Origin of the sequence: Leucobacter sp. NPDC077196 (assembly GCF_040687075.1) — a bacterium.
Lineage (GTDB): Bacteria > Actinomycetota > Actinomycetes > Actinomycetales > Microbacteriaceae > Leucobacter.
The window spans coordinates 19,282-37,431 of sequence record NZ_JBFBML010000017.1 but is presented as its reverse complement, the minus strand read 5'-3'; the positions used below and the strand labels follow the sequence as shown (position 1 = coordinate 37,431).

At 61.9% G+C, this 18,150-nt stretch carries 14 protein-coding genes; 12 read left to right on the top strand and 2 right to left on the bottom strand.

Annotation, left to right across the window (positions count from 1 at the left end):
• Nucleotide 1 precedes the first annotated feature (1 nt).
• The 8 genes from AB0O71_RS13440 to AB0O71_RS13405 all read left to right on the top strand — a co-directional run bounded on the left by AB0O71_RS13440 (nucleotide 2) and on the right by AB0O71_RS13405 (nucleotide 10,376).
• Nucleotides 2-766: an SDR family NAD(P)-dependent oxidoreductase gene (locus AB0O71_RS13440; protein WP_363746125.1), complete on the top strand. Its 765-nt coding sequence runs from the start codon at nucleotides 2-4 to the stop codon at nucleotides 764-766.
• A gap of 72 nt (nucleotides 767-838) precedes the next feature.
• Nucleotides 839-1,780, top strand: coding sequence for a D-2-hydroxyacid dehydrogenase (locus tag AB0O71_RS13435; protein ID WP_363746123.1), 942 nt, complete (start codon nucleotides 839-841; stop codon nucleotides 1,778-1,780).
• Nucleotides 1,781-1,909: 129 nt separating this feature from the next.
• Nucleotides 1,910-3,391: an APC family permease gene (locus tag AB0O71_RS13430; RefSeq protein ID WP_363746121.1), complete on the top strand. Its 1,482-nt coding sequence runs from the start codon at nucleotides 1,910-1,912 to the stop codon at nucleotides 3,389-3,391.
• 201 nt (nucleotides 3,392-3,592) lie between these two features.
• Complete coding sequence (locus AB0O71_RS13425) at nucleotides 3,593-4,465, top strand: ATP-binding cassette domain-containing protein (RefSeq protein WP_363746119.1); 873 nt, start codon at nucleotides 3,593-3,595, stop codon at nucleotides 4,463-4,465.
• The gene (locus tag AB0O71_RS13420; RefSeq protein WP_363746117.1) at nucleotides 4,462-5,454 is read left to right on the top strand and encodes an ABC transporter permease; all 993 of its coding nucleotides are present in this window, start codon (nucleotides 4,462-4,464) and stop codon (nucleotides 5,452-5,454) included. Before AB0O71_RS13425 ends, AB0O71_RS13420 begins: the two co-directional genes overlap by 4 nt.
• A gap of 44 nt (nucleotides 5,455-5,498) precedes the next feature.
• Complete coding sequence (locus AB0O71_RS13415) at nucleotides 5,499-6,470, top strand: sugar ABC transporter substrate-binding protein (protein ID WP_363746115.1); 972 nt, start codon at nucleotides 5,499-5,501, stop codon at nucleotides 6,468-6,470.
• A gap of 41 nt (nucleotides 6,471-6,511) precedes the next feature.
• Nucleotides 6,512-9,571, top strand: coding sequence for an FAD-binding and (Fe-S)-binding domain-containing protein (locus AB0O71_RS13410; protein ID WP_363746113.1), 3,060 nt, complete (start codon nucleotides 6,512-6,514; stop codon nucleotides 9,569-9,571).
• Complete coding sequence (locus tag AB0O71_RS13405; RefSeq protein ID WP_363746111.1) at nucleotides 9,558-10,376, top strand: purine-nucleoside phosphorylase; 819 nt, start codon at nucleotides 9,558-9,560, stop codon at nucleotides 10,374-10,376. Before AB0O71_RS13410 ends, AB0O71_RS13405 begins: the two co-directional genes overlap by 14 nt.
• 232 nt (nucleotides 10,377-10,608) lie before the next feature.
• On the opposite strand, the gene AB0O71_RS13400 is transcribed toward AB0O71_RS13405, so the two are convergent.
• Nucleotides 10,609-12,444 carry an IlvD/Edd family dehydratase gene (locus AB0O71_RS13400; protein ID WP_363746109.1) on the bottom strand — a complete coding sequence of 612 codons (1,836 nt, stop codon included), beginning with the start codon at nucleotides 12,442-12,444 and terminating at the stop codon, nucleotides 10,609-10,611.
• A gap of 161 nt (nucleotides 12,445-12,605) precedes the next feature.
• Here AB0O71_RS13400 and AB0O71_RS13395 point away from each other — a divergent pair, with 161 nt between their 5' ends.
• Nucleotides 12,606-13,790: a Gfo/Idh/MocA family oxidoreductase gene (locus AB0O71_RS13395; protein WP_363746152.1), complete on the top strand. Its 1,185-nt coding sequence runs from the start codon at nucleotides 12,606-12,608 to the stop codon at nucleotides 13,788-13,790.
• Between the two features lie 213 nt (nucleotides 13,791-14,003).
• On the opposite strand, the gene AB0O71_RS13390 is transcribed toward AB0O71_RS13395, so the two are convergent.
• The gene (locus AB0O71_RS13390) at nucleotides 14,004-14,933 is read right to left on the bottom strand and encodes a hypothetical protein (RefSeq protein ID WP_363746107.1); all 930 of its coding nucleotides are present in this window, start codon (nucleotides 14,931-14,933) and stop codon (nucleotides 14,004-14,006) included.
• Here AB0O71_RS13390 and AB0O71_RS13385 point away from each other — a divergent pair.
• From AB0O71_RS13385 to AB0O71_RS13375, 3 genes are all read left to right on the top strand, one after another.
• Nucleotides 14,925-15,395 carry a hypothetical protein gene (locus tag AB0O71_RS13385; RefSeq protein WP_363746105.1) on the top strand — a complete coding sequence of 157 codons (471 nt, stop codon included), beginning with the start codon at nucleotides 14,925-14,927 and terminating at the stop codon, nucleotides 15,393-15,395. The genes AB0O71_RS13390 and AB0O71_RS13385 overlap by 9 nt on opposite strands.
• Before the next feature lie 112 nt (nucleotides 15,396-15,507).
• Nucleotides 15,508-16,518, top strand: a complete 1,011-nt coding sequence (gene glsA / locus AB0O71_RS13380) for a glutaminase A (RefSeq protein ID WP_363746103.1) — start codon at nucleotides 15,508-15,510, stop codon at nucleotides 16,516-16,518.
• Entirely contained in the window at nucleotides 16,515-18,146 is a 1,632-nt protein-coding gene (locus tag AB0O71_RS13375) for an MFS transporter (protein WP_363746101.1), read from the top strand. Before glsA ends, AB0O71_RS13375 begins: the two co-directional genes overlap by 4 nt.
• The last annotated feature ends 4 nt before the right edge of the window (nucleotides 18,147-18,150 follow it).

Genomic DNA, 18,150 nt, shown 5'->3' with positions numbered 1-18,150 from the left:
GATGGATCGACGTTCGGCCCAGATTCACATCGAGGGAGCACGCGTGCTCATCACGGGAGCCTCCTCCGGTGTCGGCGAAGCAACTGCAAGGCTATTCAGTGACCGCGGTGCGAGCGTGGCGCTTCTCGGACGTCGCATTTCGGAACTAGAACGGGTGAGGTCATCGATCAGAGGAACCTCCATCGTGCTCCCGGTCGATGTTTCGGATGAGGAGAGCGTGATCGATGCCGTGCACCGCGCCGGGAGTCGCCTCGGTGGTCTTGACGTTGTAATCAACGCTGCTGGTGTCGCGGCGCCGGCCGAGGCAGAGCACATCACCGGTGATGAGTGGCGATCGGTGATTGACACAAACCTCTCGGGGACCTTTTACGTGTCGCGGGAAGCGATCCCGTATCTGCGCGAATCAGGGGGCAGTATCGTCAACGTCGCCTCCGATCTCGCGATGATGGGAGCCGCGGGACTTGTGCATTATTGCGCGTCGAAGGCTGGTGTCGTCGGCCTCACCCGTGGTCTGGCTGCAGAACTCGCGCCTCGGATCCGAGTGAATGCCCTCTGCCCTGGGCCGATCAATACACCAATGATGCAACGGGGGTTGAGTGACGCCCCGGATCCCGAGCGCGCATTGCGGGAGAAGGAGCACAGCGTGCCCCTTGAACGCCTTGCGTCTCCAGAGGAGATCGCAAAGTCGATTTTCTACCTTGCGATCGACGCCACCTTCGCCACCGGCGCTGCACTCAACCTCGACGGTGGCACCTCGGTCGTCTAGGCAAGGTGCGCGCACGTGTCGGTAGTCCATAAAGAATGAAGGAGAAGCACCATGTCCCAACCACGCGCGATCGTGATCGTGCCCGAAGGCCGGCCGGTGCCGCCCCTGAAGTCGTTTGCGAGGGAGGCAGAGGTCACCGTCGTAAGAACCGCTGACGAGTTTCGGGCAGCGCAGCCCGGCACCGAGATCCTCTTCTTGAACGACTTCCGAACGAAGCTGCTCCGCGATGTCGGCCCGGGTGATCTGAAATGGATCCATACTTCGAGCATCGGCGTTGATGTGCTCCTCACTCCTGAGATCGTGGACAGTGACATTATTGTGAGCAATTCACGCGGGGTGTGTGAACGTCCCATCGCCGAGTGGATTCTCGGCGTCATCGTGATGTTTGCGAAGGATCTGCGCCGCACGGTCGAACTCCAACTCGAGCGCACCTGGCTCCACCGTGAGACTGAACCTATCCTTGGTCGCAAGGTGCTCGTTGTCGGACCCGGCCCTGTAGGGCAGGAGACGGCACTGCTGCTTCGCGGTGCAGGCATGGACGTGACGGTCGTGGGCCGTAGCGCGCGCTTGGATGACCGACTCGGCGAGATCCATGCGTTCTCGGAGCTTGATGACCTGCTTGGCATCGTTGATGACGTGGTGCTGACGATGCCGTTGACTGAAGAAACTCGAGGACTGTTTAACCGCGAACGCTTCGCGCGCATGCGGCCGGGCGCGCGGCTTGTGAATGTTGGACGCGGCGCCGTCGTAGTTGAAGCAGATCTGCTCGATGCAATCGACACGGGTCATCTTGGGGGAGCGGCTCTCGACGTCTTCGAACAAGAACCCTTACCCGCGGAACATCCCTTCTGGTCGCGGCCTACGATTCTCGTGTCACCACATGCTTCCGGTGACCTCGTTGGCTGGCGGGGACGTGTCGCTGAGTGCTTTGCCGCCAACCTCCGCAAGTGGAAGGCGGGCGAGCCGTTGAATGATGTCGTGGACCTAGCACGCATGGGAGTTACGGCGGGCTGAAGACGCAGTTCGTAGCGGGGGTGGGACGCTATCGTGTCACCCCCGCGTGTTTCATGCTGGCACAATACCTCGCGTTCGGACGTTTCTAGGATTACTCTGCAACCAAGATCGTTCAATGACGAGGATTTCATGACAAGCACAACACACGACGCCTCAACTGAAGAGGCAAGTGACGGATCGGCCGCCCCGGCCACCGGAAAGACAACGCTCAAGGGCAACATGGGGGTTGGAGAGCTCGTCATGAGCGTTCTTGCCTTCTCGTCGCCATTGACCACCGTGGCGGGAACGCTGCCAGTTCTGCTTATCTTCAGTGGGCAGACCGCGCCTGCGATCTACCTCTTGCTCACCCTAATGCTGGTGGTCTTCTCCGTCGGCTTTGTGCGCATGAGCCGCAGCGTCCAGAACCCGGGTGGATTCTATGCGTTTGTCACGGCAGGCCTTGGAAAGCCGGCAGGGCTGGGAGGCGCGCTCCTTGCCCTTGTAGGTTACATTTTCATTGGTTTCTTTGCGCCGGCATTGTTTGCGATCACGCTGCAAGGATGGGTAGTCAATGCGCTGAATGGACCTGACATTCCGTGGTACTGGTATGCCCTGGGGATCATCGCGGTGACGACGTTCCTCGCTTACAACCGGATTGATCTCTCTGCCAAGGTGCTCACCACGGTCATGCTCCTGGAAGTTGTCGTGGTCGTGGTGTTTGACGTCCTCGCGTTCGTCAATTCTGGAGGAGCCAGTACGGGGGGTCTGGGCCTCGCGCTTCCGAGCTTGACCGATGCGAGTATCGGGCTCGCGCTTCTGTTCGCAGTGGGCAACTTCTTCGGGTTCGAAGCAACGGTGATCTATCGCGAGGAAGTGAAGAATCCGGAACGAACGATTCCCCGAGCAACCTACCTTGCAGTCGTGGGCATCGGACTGTTCTACGCCATTGCAGCGATCGCGTACATCGCATTCCTCGGCGGAGCCAATGTTCAAGCCGCGGCGGAGGCGAATACGGTGAGTCTCTTCGACGAGGCGCTGCGCGAGTTCGCCGGAAGCCTCTTTGCGGACATCGCCGTTGTGTTGCTGATGACCTCGATCCTCGCGTCGATGCTCTCGATTCAGAACATTGCTGCGCGGTACAGCTTCTCGCTCGCAGTTGACCATGTTCTGCCTCGCCGACTGGCGCGCGTGCACCCGAAGCACCGCTCACCGCACGCTTCTGCGCTTGCCGTCGGGCTGCTTTGGGCAGCAGCGACAGTTATCCTCTCGGTACTCAGCGTGCCACCGGAGAACATCTACCCCGTAGCGAGTGGAAGTGGCACGTTCTCCGTACTGCTTCTCCTGTTCATCACCAGTGTCGCCATCTTCGTATTCTTCGCGCGGCGAGGGTCGCAGGGTGACACTGCACCTTGGGTTGTACTGGTGGCAGCTGCTATTAGTGCTGCGTTCTTTGGTGGCGTGACGTTCTTGGCGATCAAGAACTTCTCGGCGTTGATCGAAGGATCGGTGGTGCTCACTGTCATATTCATGACATTCACGTTTGCGTTGTTCGTCGGCGGATTCGTATACGCCATCTATTTGCGCCGCCGGAAGCCGGACGTGTACGCGCGACTGGGGCGACAGAAGGTGTAGCACGCTTACGCGCAACAGTGCCCCCGGGAAGCCTCATGCTCCCGGGGGCACTCTTGCGCGTAAGGCACACGAAACGGTCCTGTGTCCCAAAGCGGCACAAATACGGGTCTCCATCGCGGCCGATAGTTGAGTAACTGCAGAGGCACCGTCGGAAACGGTAATGACTTTGCGGGCCAGAGATCCATCAACGACGAGGATGACATGACTGACGGACCCTCAGCGACCACTCCGCTGGTCGCCCTCAACAATATTCAAAAAACCTTCGGGGCGGTCACCGCGCTTCGCGGCGTCAGCATCGACGTGCTCCCCGGCGAGACATTCGCCTTGCTCGGCGATAATGCCGCCGGGAAGTCCACGCTGATGAAGGTGCTCACGGGCGTGTACCAGCCCGATCACGGCACCATCCGCATGGAAGGCGATGCGGTATCTTTCCCGACCCCAGCCGTGTCTCGCACAGCGGGCATAGAGATGGTCTACCAGGACTTTGCTCTGGCGGACAATCTCGATGTTCGCACCAACATCTTCTTGGGCCGTGAGCCGCAGAAAAACATCATCGGTCCCCTGGTCCGAGTGATCGATAAGAAGAAGATGGAACGCGAGACGAACCGGGTGCTCGAACGTCTCGACATTCCGATCAACCCTCGACTCAAGGTCAAGCGGCTCTCCGGAGGCCAGCGTCAGGCAGTGGCAATCGGACGTGCCCTCGCGTTTGACGCCAAGCTCATCATCATGGATGAGCCGACGGCGAACCTTTCGGTCGCCAAAGTCGACAAGCTCATCGAGGTGACGCAGAAGCTGAAAGACCTTGGCATCGCGGTGATCATCATTACCCACCGCCTTGACGAGGCTTTCGCGGTCGCGGATCGCTGCGCCGTCATGCGCCAGGGCGAGGTGGTGGGGCGATTCCGCATGGATGAGGTGACCGAGTCGGAGGTCGCGCACCTCATCTCGCAGGGATCGCTCGACGGATATGAAGCCGCTCTCGATGATGCGCCACCTGAACGTCGCCGCATCGGGAGCACATCTACTCCAATCAAAACTGACCAGGTTCCGACGATCGGGAGCGACGCATGAGCACAAATACGGTCGCAGTGATGCTGCGAGAAACGAAACAGGATGGCCCCTCGCCGGCGATGCGCGTCAAGCACTTCGTTGGGGACTACGGAATTCTCATTATCTTTGCGATAGTGCTGGCCTTCTTGTCGATCGCGGCCCCGAACTTCTTGACCCTGGACAACCTGGTCAACGTCGTACGCCAATCGTCCATCATCGGCATCATTGCGCTCGGCATGACCTTCATCATGATCACCGCAGGCATTGACCTCTCCGTCGGATCGGTCGTCGGACTGGCCGGTATGGTGTTCGCAATCCTGGCCCCCTCAAGCGGCAATGCACTTTGGATTCCATTGGTCGCTGGACTAGGTGTGGGTCTGTTAGTCGGCTTCCTGAGCGCCGCGTTGGTGGTCTGGGGCAGGGTACTTCCGTTCCTCGCGACCCTCGCGACCATGGCGGTCGCCCGGACGGCTGCGCTCGTCCTCACGGACGGGCAGGTCGTATCGGGGCTGAGCGGCCCCGCAGAGTGGCTCGGTTCCGGCTTCATTGGTCCGATCCCGGTTCCCGTTATCCTCTTCATCGTCGCCGCGCTCCTCTGCGACTTCGTCCTCAGCCGAACCAAGTTTGGCTCGCACGTCTACGCAATCGGCGGCAACGAGGAGTCCTCGAAGAAGGTCGGCATTTCGGTGAATCGCGTGCTCTTTACGGTCTACCTGATTGGTGGCGGCCTTGCCGCCATGGGGGGTCTCGTGCTGACGGCGCGCCTGGACGGCGCGGCCCCGACCGCCGGTCTCACCTATGAACTGCAGGTGATTGCAGCGGTGGTGATCGGAGGCACCAGCTTGTTCGGTGGCGTGGGTACGATTCGCGGCACCGTCATCGGAGTGTTGCTGCTTGGCGTGGTGATGAACGGTATGAACCTGCTCGGGGTCTCCAGTTACTACCAGCAAGGCGTTCAAGGTCTCATTCTCGCGCTCGCCGTGCTGCTGAATCGTTGGAAATCTGACTAACCGCAATCCCAGTTTTCGCTGTATCTCTTTCGAAAGGAAATCTCATGAATATGCGACGACGCGTGTCCACGGTTGCCGCCCTCTTTGCGGCCTCCGCACTCGTGCTGACCGGATGCTCTAATGGTGGCTCAGCCTCCGATGACGCTTCGGGCGGCGATGAGCAGTACGACATTGGTGTGGTGGTGCTCGACCTGCAGGATCCCGACCTGGCGCACATGGTCGAGGCCATGGAAGCCTCAGCGGAGGAAGAGGGGGTGACTCTCCACGTCGCCGACTCCAAGAAGGATGTCGCAAGCGAGCTCAACCAGGTCGAGGACCTGTTGACTCGACAAGTTGATGCGGTCATCATGCAGCCTCTGGATGGGGAGGCAAGCCAGAACGCAGCCAATCGTGTCATCGAGGCCGGCGTTCCGCTGTTCATTCTCTCCACCGAGTTCGCAGACGGAGCCGATGTCGCTTACGAGAGCTACATCGGTGTGGACGACACACTCGCCGGCGTCATGCAGGCGGAGTACCTGAACGAGCAGCTTCCCGAGGGAGGAAAGATCGTGTTCGCGGCGGGCATCTACGGTGCTTCGTGGACGGATCGACGGAAGTCCGGGTTCGACGATACGATCAACGACAACTTTGAGATCGTCGCAGAGTTCCAGGCAAAGGGCAGCCGAGACGAAGGTAAGCGCAACATGGAGGACACGCTCCAGCGCTTTGGGCCCGGAGAGATCGACGCCGTGGTGGCGAACAACGATGAAATGGCTATCGGCGCGGCCTCCGCGATCAAGGACGCTGGTCGAACCGGGGACATTGCTGAAGTTATTGGAGTCGATGGCACTCCGCCAGCGGTTGCAGCGATCGAAGCCGGGGAGATGACCGCGACCGTTCGCCAGGACTCAGCTGGACAGGGTGAAGAAGCGGTGCGAGTGGTGCACTCATTCCTGAAGGGGGATACGGTCGAGGATCGCTACACTCTTCCCTTTACACTGATCACGAAGGAGAACGTCGCGGAGTTTGCCGAGTAAACAAACAGCACTTCGTTCGACCGACGGGGCGCCGCTGCACCATGCAGCGGCGCCCCGTCCACTTTTGGCACAGATCACTGCCCCATCACACTGCATACACTGCGGGAGTAGGCGGCGATTGGGGTACAAGCATGTCGAATCTCACGATTCCAACTGTGGACGCAATGCAGGTGTGTGCGGATCTGCGAGAGAGAGGCATTGACGTTGACGACGCTCCTCGCCGCCGTTCGGAGTACTCTTTCGATGCATCGAACTATCGGATTCGCCCGCGCGCTGTTGTTTTCCCGCGCACTGTTAATGAGATTCAGGCCGTGTTGCGCGCGGCGGGTACCTCCGGTCTTCCAGTGACAACCCGTGGCGGTGGAACTTCCATGGCGGGCAACGCCGTCGGCCACGGTCTGATCCTCGACCTCTCGCGCCAATTCACTGATGTCGGAGAGATCGATGTTCAAGAGCGCGCAGTGTGGGTCGACAGTGGAGTAGTGCTCGGCGAGCTTCGAACGCTCGTGGAACAAGCAACGGGTGGTGCACTCACGTTCGCTCCGGATCCCTCGTCACTCAGTCGCGCGACCATCGGTGGGTCGATCGGAAATGACGCGTGCGGCAACCACTCTGTGGCATACGGACGCATGACACAACACGTTCGCGAGGTTGAAGTTGTCACGATCGACGGTGCGCACCTCCGCTTGACGCGTGGCGGAATAGTCGCGGTGGATCCGCAAGACGTGCCGTCGGTCGTGCGTGCGGACCAGCTAGAAACGGAGATCCGCGACCTGGCACAAGCGAATCTCGCCGCCCTCCGTCTCGAACTACAAACGATTCCTCGTCAAGTGTCGGGGTACCATCTTGGACACCTACTGCCTGAGGAAGGTTTCGATATCGCGGCAGCGCTCGCAGGAAGCGAGGGGACGGTCGCGGTCATTACACGAGCTCGGGTCGCGCTCGTACCTCGGCCGAAAACGACGGCGCTGCTGTGTCTCGGCTACGGCAGCACGATCGACTCAGCACATGACGTGATGGATATTCTCGCCAGCAAGCCCACCGCGATCGAAGGCCTCGATCGATCAATCGTTGAGATCATGCGGCATCGTCGCGGCCCCGAGAGCGTGGATGGGCTACCCCGTGGCGAAGCATTCTTGATGGTGGAGTTCTCCGCGGAAGGCGTCGAGGCGGCCCGGGAACAGTGTGTGCAACTGCTCAACGTGCTGACGGTTCATGGGCGGATGATTGACGCCGCCGTAGTTACGGACCCGGTCGCCCGAGCGAAGCTCTGGCGTGTGCGCGAAGACGGCGCCGGACTTTCGTCCCGCCGGGTCGACGGTGTACAGACGTGGCCGGGGTGGGAAGATTCTGCGGTGGCGCCGGAACACCTCGCTGCCTATCTCTCGGAACTGCTGCCGCTCGTCGAGAAGTACCAGTATTCGGCCTTTTTGTATGGTCACTTTGGGGCTGGCTGCGTACACATGCGACTGGATTACGACTTCCGCAGCGATCACGGCCGGCGGGATTTCGAGGACTTCACACGTGAAGCCGCGGAGCTCGTCGTCGCCCATGGCGGATCGCTCTCGGGCGAGCACGGCGACGGAAGGGCGAGGAGTGAATTGCTCCGTGTGATGTACTCGCCTGAGATCCTCGAGTTGTTCGCCGCGTTTAAGCGGATTTGGGATCCCGCGAATCTGTTGAATCCTGGAATCATCGTCGACCCTGATGCATTCACCGACTCGCTCGCGCTCGCCGACACACCGGCTCCGGGTCCGACGTTCGGTGAGCCAGCAATCATCACCGAGACCGCCACCATGGGGTTGTCGATTCAGTCACGTACGAAGCTGCCACTGGCCAGTCCATACGTTGGAAATGCTCACGCATGCATCGGGGTCGGCCGGTGCCGCGCGACCAGCGGCGGGTTCATGTGTCCGAGCTATCGTGCAACGAAAGACGAGAAGGACAGCACGCGGGGTCGTGCCCGCGTGCTCCAGGAACTCACCCGAGCGAACAAGAACAGCCTCGACGGGTGGTCGTCTCCGGAGGTCCGCGAAGCGCTCGACCTCTGTCTGTCCTGCAAGGCATGTTCAAGCGATTGCCCAACGGGTGTTGATATCGCAGAGGCAAAATCTGAGCTCATCGACGAGCACTACCGTGGGCGCATTCGGCCGTTCACCCACTACTCAATTGGTTGGTTGCCGCGTTGGCTTCCGCTGATCGGATGGGTCTCGGGAATTGCCAATGTTGGGGCGCGTATTGGCGTGTTGCGACGGATCGCCGACTGGCTCGGAGTGAGCGCCCGGCGCCAACTCCCGGCCTTCAGATCTCGCGGCGAGATTCGTCGACATTTGGACGATGCAGCCTTTGACACGAACGGCGACGTCCTCATTTTTGCGGACAGCTTCACCAAGGCGTTCCGCCCGGAGGCGATCCCGGCGGCCGCGCGGGTGCTTGGAGACACCGGCCGCACTGTCGGGTGTACCGCGGACGCCTGTTGCGGGCTCACCTGGATTTCAACAGGACAACGTGACGGAGCACGCCGACGCCTCGAACGGTTGATCCGCAAGTTCGATGACGGAACCGATCGCGACATCGTGGTGCTCGAGCCAAGTTGCGCGGCGGCCATCCGCGACGAAGGCCCCAAAATGATCGGCGGCGACGCAGCGGACCGTGTCGCTGCTCGTGTTCGGTCTTTCTCGGTCGCGGTCGACGAAGCGGTGCAGCGCGGGTGGACCCCCACCGCACCGGCGCCGACGGCTGCCGTCCTGCAAACCCACTGCCACGAGCACGCGGTCTTCGGGTCGGGTGCCCAGAGGCGGGTGCTCGGTGCGTGGGGCGTTCCACGCATCGTCGAGTCGACTTCATGTTGCGGGGTTGCGGGCAATTTCGGATTCGAATCCGAGCATTTTGACATGTCGATGCAGGTCGCTGAGCACTCGATCGTTCCTGCACTGAGCCAAGCTCCGAACGACGCCCTGATCCTGACCGACGGGTTCAGCTGCACCATGCAGGTCTCTCAGATAGACCCTGACCTTTCGGGGCAGCATCTGGCACTCACTCTTGATCCTGCCCGAACACCCGACGGGCTTCCGAAAGGGACGACGGATGAACAGCCATGAGGCTCGACGTGACGTAGATCGCCAGGCGCGACTCGCTGCGGACGTGATTGCCCACCGTTCGGGTGTCGATTGCCATGATGTTGTGCTCACGCTAGGGAGCGGTTGGCGCGAGGGCGCCGCGTCGCTCGGCGAGACCGTGACCGCAATTCCTGCGACTGAGATTCCGGGATTTTCCGGCGCCGCTATCCCGGGGCACTCCGGACTACTCCACTCGATACGACTGAAGGGCGGTGCCCATGCGTTGGTCATCGGGGCACGAGCGCACCTCTACGAAGGCCGCGGCGTCAACGCCGTGGCGCACGGTATGCGCACGGCGGCCGCAACCGGAGTCCGCACTGCGGTGTTGACCAACGGAGCCGGTGGCATCGATCCGGCATTCGCGGTGGGAGACGCCGTATTGATCAGTGACCATATGAACATGACCGCAGCGTCACCCCTCATCGGATCGGATTTCGTAGATCTCACCGATCTTTATTCCGCACGATTGCGTGCCCTCGCGAAGCGAGTCGTGCCCGGCTTGCAGGAGGGCGTGTATGTGCAATTGCCGGGCCCGCATTTTGAAACCCCTGCGGAGATCCGAGCCCTCAGCATGCTCGGGGGTCAACTCGTCGGGATGTCGACGGTGCTGGAGGCGATCACGGCGCGTTCGCTCGGCATTGAAGTGCTCGGCATCTCGCTGGTGACGAATGCTGCAGCTGGGTTGAGCGGCCCGATCGATCATCTTGAGGTGCTCGCAGAGGGGAGCGCAGCTTCAACTCGATTGAGCCATACGCTCAAGAGGTTGGTTGATTCACTGCCCCTCTGAGCGCGATTCTCTGAAGAGAACGCGCTAGTTGGATACCTTCTGCATATCTCTATCCCCACTGCCCGAGAAGCAGACGACACGGTCGTGACCCTCGCGGAGCTCGATGTTTCCGAGTCCTGCGTTTGCTCGGAACAGTCTCAGGGGCATCCCGGGCTGTGGCACACGGTGTTGCGGTCCCCCTTTTCCCTCCCGAACGGAGTGAAAAAGGCGGACCGCTCCTCCGAGCGCTCCGCTACCAGCCGCCCTGCCAGCCACTCAGAAGGCCATAGGGCATGCGCTGAGGCTCCTCTCCGGGCACAGCCTGGAGGAAATCGAAGTCGCACCCTTCATCCGCTTGCGTCACATGATCGAGAAAGAGTCGCCCATATCCGCGAGTGTATTTGCGCTCGGGCAATTCCAGTTCTGCGAGCCGGCGTTCGAGTTCTTCGGATGGAATGTCGAGATCTAGGCGTTGTGTTGAGACATCCAACACAATGGTGTCGCCGTCTTGAACGACAGCGAGCGGGCCGCCTGCTGCGGCTTCTGGGGAAATATGCAGGATGGTGGTGCCAAAGGCCGTCCCGCTCATTCTGGCATCGGAAATCCGCACCACATCGCGGATTCCTCGCTTGAGAAGCTTCTCGGGAATGGGGAGCATCCCCCACTCAGGCATGCCGGGTGCGCCTACCGGGCCGCAATTGCGCAGCACAAGTACAGAATCCTCGGTGATGTCGAGGTTGGGGTCGTCCACGCGCCTGCCAAGATCAAAGATGTCGTCGAACACGACAGCTGGCCCTCGATGGGTGAGCAGCTCAGGGCTCGCCGCACTGCGCTTAATGACGGCACCCTTCGGAGCCAACGAGCCGCGCACGACAGCGATGCCACCGGAGGCATCAAACGGCGTCTCGAGCTTTGAGATGACATCACCATCGGGCTCGGGCGAGTTCGCGAACCCTGCCTCGAGGGTATCGCCTGTGACCGTAATCGCATTGCCCTTGAGGAGCGGGGATAGCTCCTTGAGTACGGCACCGATCCCGCCCGCATTGAATAGTTGTTGCACGAGATATTCGCCTGACGGTCGAACGTTCACGATGCGGGGAGTGCGCTCAGAAATCTGGTGGAACCTGTCAAGGTCGAGCTCGTACCCGACACGACGAGCGAGGGCGAGCAAGTGGATGACAGCGTTGGTCGACCCTCCAACCGCCATGAGTAGAGTGATGGCATTGTCGAATGCATCGGGGGTCAGGATCTCGCTCGGCTTCGGGCCGCCGGTGAGGGCCATTTCAACAGCTCGACGTCCAGTGGCTTCCGCCGCTTGAGCTCGCCGTGCGTGGACTGCAGGAATTGCCGCAGTGGAGGGCAGACACATGCCAAGAGCCTCCGTGATCGAGGTCATTGTCGAAGCGGTGCCCATCTCACTGCAGTGACCCGCGGTGGGTTTTGCCGAGGCCTCAAGCTCGTCAAAGTCGGCTTGCGTCATGCGGCCAGCCCGGAGCTCGTCGGCATACTTCCAAGTATCGGTGCCTACCCCCAGCTGTTTGCCTCGAAAGACTGCCGGTTCTTGTGGCCCCCCAGTCAGCATGATCGCGGGGATATCTGCGCTCGCCGCACCCATAAGCTGTGCGGGCACGGTCTTGTCGCAACCTCCGAGCAATACGACCGCGTCCAGCGGGTATGAGCGGATCGATTCCTCCACGTCCATAGCCATCAGGTTGCGGAACTGCATTGCCGATGGCTTCATGAGGCTTTCGCCCAGCGAAATGGTGGGGAACTCGAGTGGCAACCCGCCAGCCATTAGCACTCCTCGCTTCACTGCGTCCGCCAGCAGTTTGAAGTGAATGTTGCAATTGACGAGTTCAGACCATGAGTTGGCGATTCCGATGACGGGGCGGTCTTTAATCGCAAAGCTTGAGAAACCTTCGGCCTGAATAGCAGTACGGTGCACGAAGCCCGTGAGATCATGTGCTGCGAACCAACGCGCACTCCTGAGATCGGCCAGGGATGATTCTTCCATGCTGAGTTCTTTCCTTCTCGATGTAGGTGAGAAGACGAATGCTGTGGAGAGATCGACACTGCGTTCGAACTCCATTGTCAGCATTGCGTCGCCGATTGCTCTTTAGTACAGCAAGTTGAAGGCACGAGAACCTGTTCCAGATTGAGACAGCCTGGCAGGGTCGGAGTGGTCGTAGCCTGGCGCAAGCGTCGTTGCAAGAACGCCGCATCATGAAACTTGATGACGAAGGAGTCGACATGGCGAACAGCGGGCAAATCGGAGTCGGGCTGATCTCAGTTGGTTGGATGGGGCGTCTGCATGCGCGGGCGTACCTAGCGACCCGGCAGTTCTTTCCTGAGCTCGAGCGGCACCCTGAACTCGTGATCGCGGCTGATCCTGACGCGTCGGGCAGACAGCATGCCGAAGGTGCCCTCGGGTTTCGCGAGACCACCGCGGATTACCATGAACTGCTCGCGCATCCCGACGTGGATGTGGTCTCGATCTGCGCTCCGAACTTCTTGCACCATCAGATCGCGCTGGCGGCGATCGCAGCGGGGAAGCCGTTCTGGATTGAGAAGCCGATGGGGATCAGCGCTACGCAGTCCCGTGAAATCGCGCAAGGTGCCGCCAAGGCTGGACTTATCACCGCGGTCGGATTCAACTACCGCCACGCGCCCGCGGTGGCGGAAGCCCGCCGACTGGTGAGGAGCGGCGAGCTGGGAACGATCACAAACGTGCAGATGCGTTTGATCACGAGCTACGCCTCCGATCCTCAGCAGGTGTTTACGTGGAGATACGAGAAGGAGCGTGCTGGGACAGGAGTGCTGGGTGACGTACTCTCACACGGCTTCGACCTCGCACAGTTCGTGGTCGGTCGGGTCGCATCCATCAGCGCGCTCACGGAGACATTCATCACTCAGCGTCCACTCCCGGCAGGCACGTCCGCGAATAGTTTTGCGAAAGGAGAGGCCTCGACGACGCTGCGCGACGTCGAGAACGAGGACTTCGCCGCGGCGCTCGCCAGATTCGAGAACGGCGCTGTGGGGTACTTCGAATCAACTCGTGTGGCCATCGGACCGCACGCGGAGTACATCTTGGAGGTCTACGGTACGCAGGGATCGCTGCGGTGGAACTTCGAGCGTATGAACCAGCTCGAGGTGGCGAGGGATCTTCGCGGGTACCAGACCGTACTGACGGATACCAGTTTCGGTGAGTTCGGGCGATTCCAGCCCAATGCCGGCCCGGGAATCGGGTTCAACGACCTCAAGACGATCGAAGCGGCGTTGTTCATTCGATCCGTGATCGAGAATGAGCAGTTGGCACCGTCTGTCGCTGACGGCTGGTCTGCGTCCGAACTGGTGGATGCGTCGGTGCGGAGCGCGGATTCAGGTGCGTGGGTGCAGGTTCCAGCCGTGGACGGTATCACCACGTTCGATCGATAGTTCCCGGTCATGCTTGAGCACTACGGCATTGGATGCTGCAAAACAATCAGCAATGCAATGTCGCATCGCGGGCACTCCCACCACCGATCCTAAGGAAGCAACACTGGGCTGTCGTAGCTCGCACAGTCTGATGGCCAGGGAGGAGTGAGGTCGCTGCAGTCGTCATTGTGGTGCACGTATGTTCGGGGATGTGAGCAGCCAAATCGGGGTGCTTCAGGGCACCTTGGACAGTAGCTCGCGGATGAGGCGGTCGGCTTCTCGCAGCTCACGGACGCGACCCCAGTCGGCCAGTTCGGCTGCGATCGCGGCTTTCCCTATCTGGCGAACCTGTCCGATACGGAATCGCACGTTTCCGTCCCGACGCTCCTTCAAGACGTAGTCTCTGACCAACTTGTCCACTGCAGTTGGTTCGACGTATCCTTCCACAACATCCTCAGCACTCATTCCGGAGCCCGCAGCTCCCACACCAGAGATCGTTACTCGTGGGTCTGCGCGCAGGTCTGCGACATCATCGAGGTGTGCCTGGTCGTACGCGAAGGCTCCGCCGAGTGCCAGCAGCATCGCACTGACCGACGACATGACCGCCGCGAAGATGCCCGCGAACGCCAGCCCGGCCAGCCAGGTGGGTGTCTGCTGCGCCAGGAAGATGAGGAAGGTGGAGTCTGGCGCTTCCAGATCCTCGCCGCCCTGCAGCACGACCACGGCTGCAACAACAAACACTGTGGTCACCACGGCGGTCAGCACGTAGAGTCCGAGACCGATCGCGAGCGAAGCTCGACCCTGACGCTCGTTCTTGGCCGCGAAGATGCGCATCACGGTGTGCGGCAGCACGGCATTGACAGTTGCCCAGATCACGAAGGCTCCGATGTAGGAGGCGAGCGGGAAGGCCTCCGTTCCCTCCCACTGCGGTCGGAGCGTGATGGCGAGGTCGTAGAGTGTCGCTGCACCGCTGTTGGCGCCCAGTGCGAAGCCACCGCACAGCACGACGACCGAGATCATGAGCAGCCCCTGCACGAAGTCGGTGAGGGTGACCGCTCGCATCCCCCCGTAGAACGTGTAGAAGATGTAGACGACGCCGACGCCGATGACGGACCAGCCATAGGAGAAACCGACCCCGAGGATCCCGCGCGTTCGATGCCGCAAGGTCAGCCGGGCGAGATTCTCATCAAGTCGCCGAGTGTCTTCCTCGGATACCGCAACCGCCCCGACGCCACGGCAGCGGCGATGTTCGACGGGTGGTACCGCACCGGAGACGTGGGGCGGATGGATAGAGACGGCTACCTGCTGTTCGAGAGCCGCAATCAAGACATGATCAAGAGCAACGGGTACTCGGTCTATCCAGAGGAGGTCGAAGGCATGCTCGTGCGGCACGAGGCGGTGCGGGAGGCCGCGGTGGTCGGCTACCCGGACCCGAAGCGGGGCGAGAGCGTTCGCGCGTACGTGGTGCTGGAGCCGGGCGCGGTGCTCACGGAAGTGGATCTGATGGCGTGGACGCGCGAGCGCATGTCTGCGTACAAGTATCCGCGGCAGATCCGGTTCACCGAGCGGCTGCCGACGACCACGACCGGCAAACTGCAGCGCGTGAGGCTTCGCGACCTCGACTGAGTAGAGCCCCAGTACTGCAGTGAACAGCACCGCCAAACCGGGCGAAGTCACGCTTGCGGTGATCGACCCTCCGGAGTTTACTGGGGGCAGGGGGCTCGACCAGAGGAGTTCGATGTTCGAAGTCGACATGGAGGGGGTGCCCCAGCGCGCATCCACCGGATCGCTTCCGGGGACAGGGCGCGTCGCCGAGCTCCTGCACGAGGCGCACGAGCGATACGCGGCCACCCACGACGGCGTCGTCGCCGACTATATTCCGGTGCTCGCGCGGGCGAACCCTGATCGGTTCGGGTTGTCACTCATCGGTGTCGACGGTGCGACTCACGAAGCCGGGGATGCAACCGACACCTTCACCATCCAGTCGATCTCGAAGGCGTTCGTCTTCGCGCTGGTCTGCGAGGAGATCGGCCACCATGCGGTGCACGAGCGCGTCGGTGTGAATAACACCGGCCTCCCGTTCAATTCGGTGATGGCGCTCGAATTGAATTTGGGCAGCCCGATGAACCCCATGGTCAACGCCGGAGCGATTGCGACCACGGCGATGATGCCAGCAGCGTCGTACGATGCGCGGTGGGAGGCGATCCGGAGCGGACTCTCGCGCTTCGCCGGGCGGGAGCTCGCCGTCGACACCGAGGTCTACGAGTCGGAGATGCGGACGAATACGCGGAACCGGGCGATCGCGCGGCTCCTCGAAGGGTACGGGCGGCTCGAGCGGGACCCCGCCGCCATCGTCGACATGTACACGCGCCAGTGCGCGTTGGTGGTGACCGCTCATGACCTCGCGGTGATGGGCGCCACCCTCGCCGACGGCGGAGTGAATCCGATCACGGGCGTGCGCGTGGTGGCGGAGGAAGTCACGCGGGATACCCTCACCGTGCTCGCCTCGTGCGGCATGTACGAGCGATCGGGCGAGTGGCTCTTCGAGATCGGCCTCCCGGCGAAATCGGGGGTCTCCGGCGGCATCGTCGCGATCTCGCCGGGAAAGGGCGCGCTCGGCTCGTTCTCGCCGCCGCTCGACCCGGCGGGCAACAGCGTGCGGGGGCAGCGGGCGTGCGCGTTCCTCTCTCGCGCGCTCGGCCTCAACCTTTTCGCGAGCGGGGTGTCACGAATGGAGACCGCAGGATGAGCAATTCGCAGCAGCTGAAGAACGGCGCGGCGGTCGACGAGCGCCGCTCGTGGACGCCGATGATCGGGCTCTTCCTCGCCCAGGTGCTGATGTCATTCAACGTCGCCGCACTCCCGATCTCCCTGGGCGGGTTCGTCGAAGACTTCGGTGTTCCCCCGACCACGGCGAGCACCACGATCGTCGTCTACGGTCTTGCCGTCGCTGCGCTGGTAATGACGGGCGCGAAGCTGGGCCAGCGGGTCGGATGGGTACTGATCTTCCGCATCGTGATCGTCACTTTCGCCGGTTCTTCGCTACTCATGATCTTCGCGCCATCCATCGAGTGGGCGATCGCCGGTCAGGTGCTCGCCGGCGCCTCGGCCGCGATCATCGTGCCATCGCTCGTGGCGCTCATCGCCGAGAACTACCGCGGCGACCAGCAGGCGACCGCGGTGGGGTCGCTGGGCTCTGCCCGCGCGTTCTCGGGGGTCAGCGCCTTCCTGATCGGCGGCACCCTTGGAACGCTGGTCGGCTGGCGCCCGGTGTTCCTGATCACGCTGGCTCTGGCCGTCGCCGTGTTCGCCCTGAGTTTCGGTCTGCGCTCCGACCGCGGCAACCGCGCCGTGCGCATCGACCTCATCGCCTCGGTGCTGATCGGTGCGGCGATCGTCATGCTGACGCTCGGTTTCAACAACCTCAACGGGTGGGGCGTGCTGGCGGCGCGCGACACGGCGCCGTTCTCGGTTCTCGGGCTCTCACCGGCGCCCGTGCTCGTCGTGCTGGGCGTGGTCTTCGGGCAGCTGTTCTTCATGTGGACGAGGCGTCGCACCCGCCAGGGAAAGACGCCGCTCGTCGACCTCAGCGTGCTCGACCGGCCCGAAGAGCGCGCCGCGATCTACGCGATGTTCATCATCGTGCTCATGGAGGCGGCGGTGAACTTCACGCTGCCGACCTACATCCAGGTGGTGCAGGGGCGAACGCCGTTCGACACCTCGCTCGCGATGATGCCCTTCAACTTGACGGTGTTCATCACGGCGACCCTCATCGTGCGCTTCTACACCCGGTTCACACCGCGCACGATCGCGTTGTTCTCCTTTGCGCTGACCACCGTCGCCCTCGTGTGGCTCGCCTTCGTCGTCACGAACAACTGGGAGACGATTCCGACGATTCTCGGCCTCATCGTCTTCGGGATCGGCCAGGGCGCGCTCGTCACGCTCGTGTTCAACGTGCTCGTCACGTCGGTGCCGAAAGAGCTGGCGGGTGATGTCGGGTCCGTGCGCGGCACGACGCAGAATCTAGCATCGGCGGTGGGCACTGCGGTGATGGGTGCGGTGCTGGTGACACTGCTCACGACGGGGGTGACGCAGGCAGTCGAGGATCACCCGGAGCTTCCGGCAGAGCTCGTCGAGCAGGTGGACCTCGACTCGGTCAACTTCGTCGGCAACGATGAGCTGCGCGGCGTGCTGGAATCGACAACCGCGACGCCCGAGCAGATCGACGCGGCGGTCGCGGTGAACGAGGATCAGCGCCTGCGCACGCTGAAGCTCGGCTTCCTGATCCTCGCCGGCATCAGTGCCGTGGCCGCCCTGCCCGCGTCGCGTCTGCCGAACTACAAGCCCGACGAGATTCCGGATCCCGAGACCGAGTAGCGCT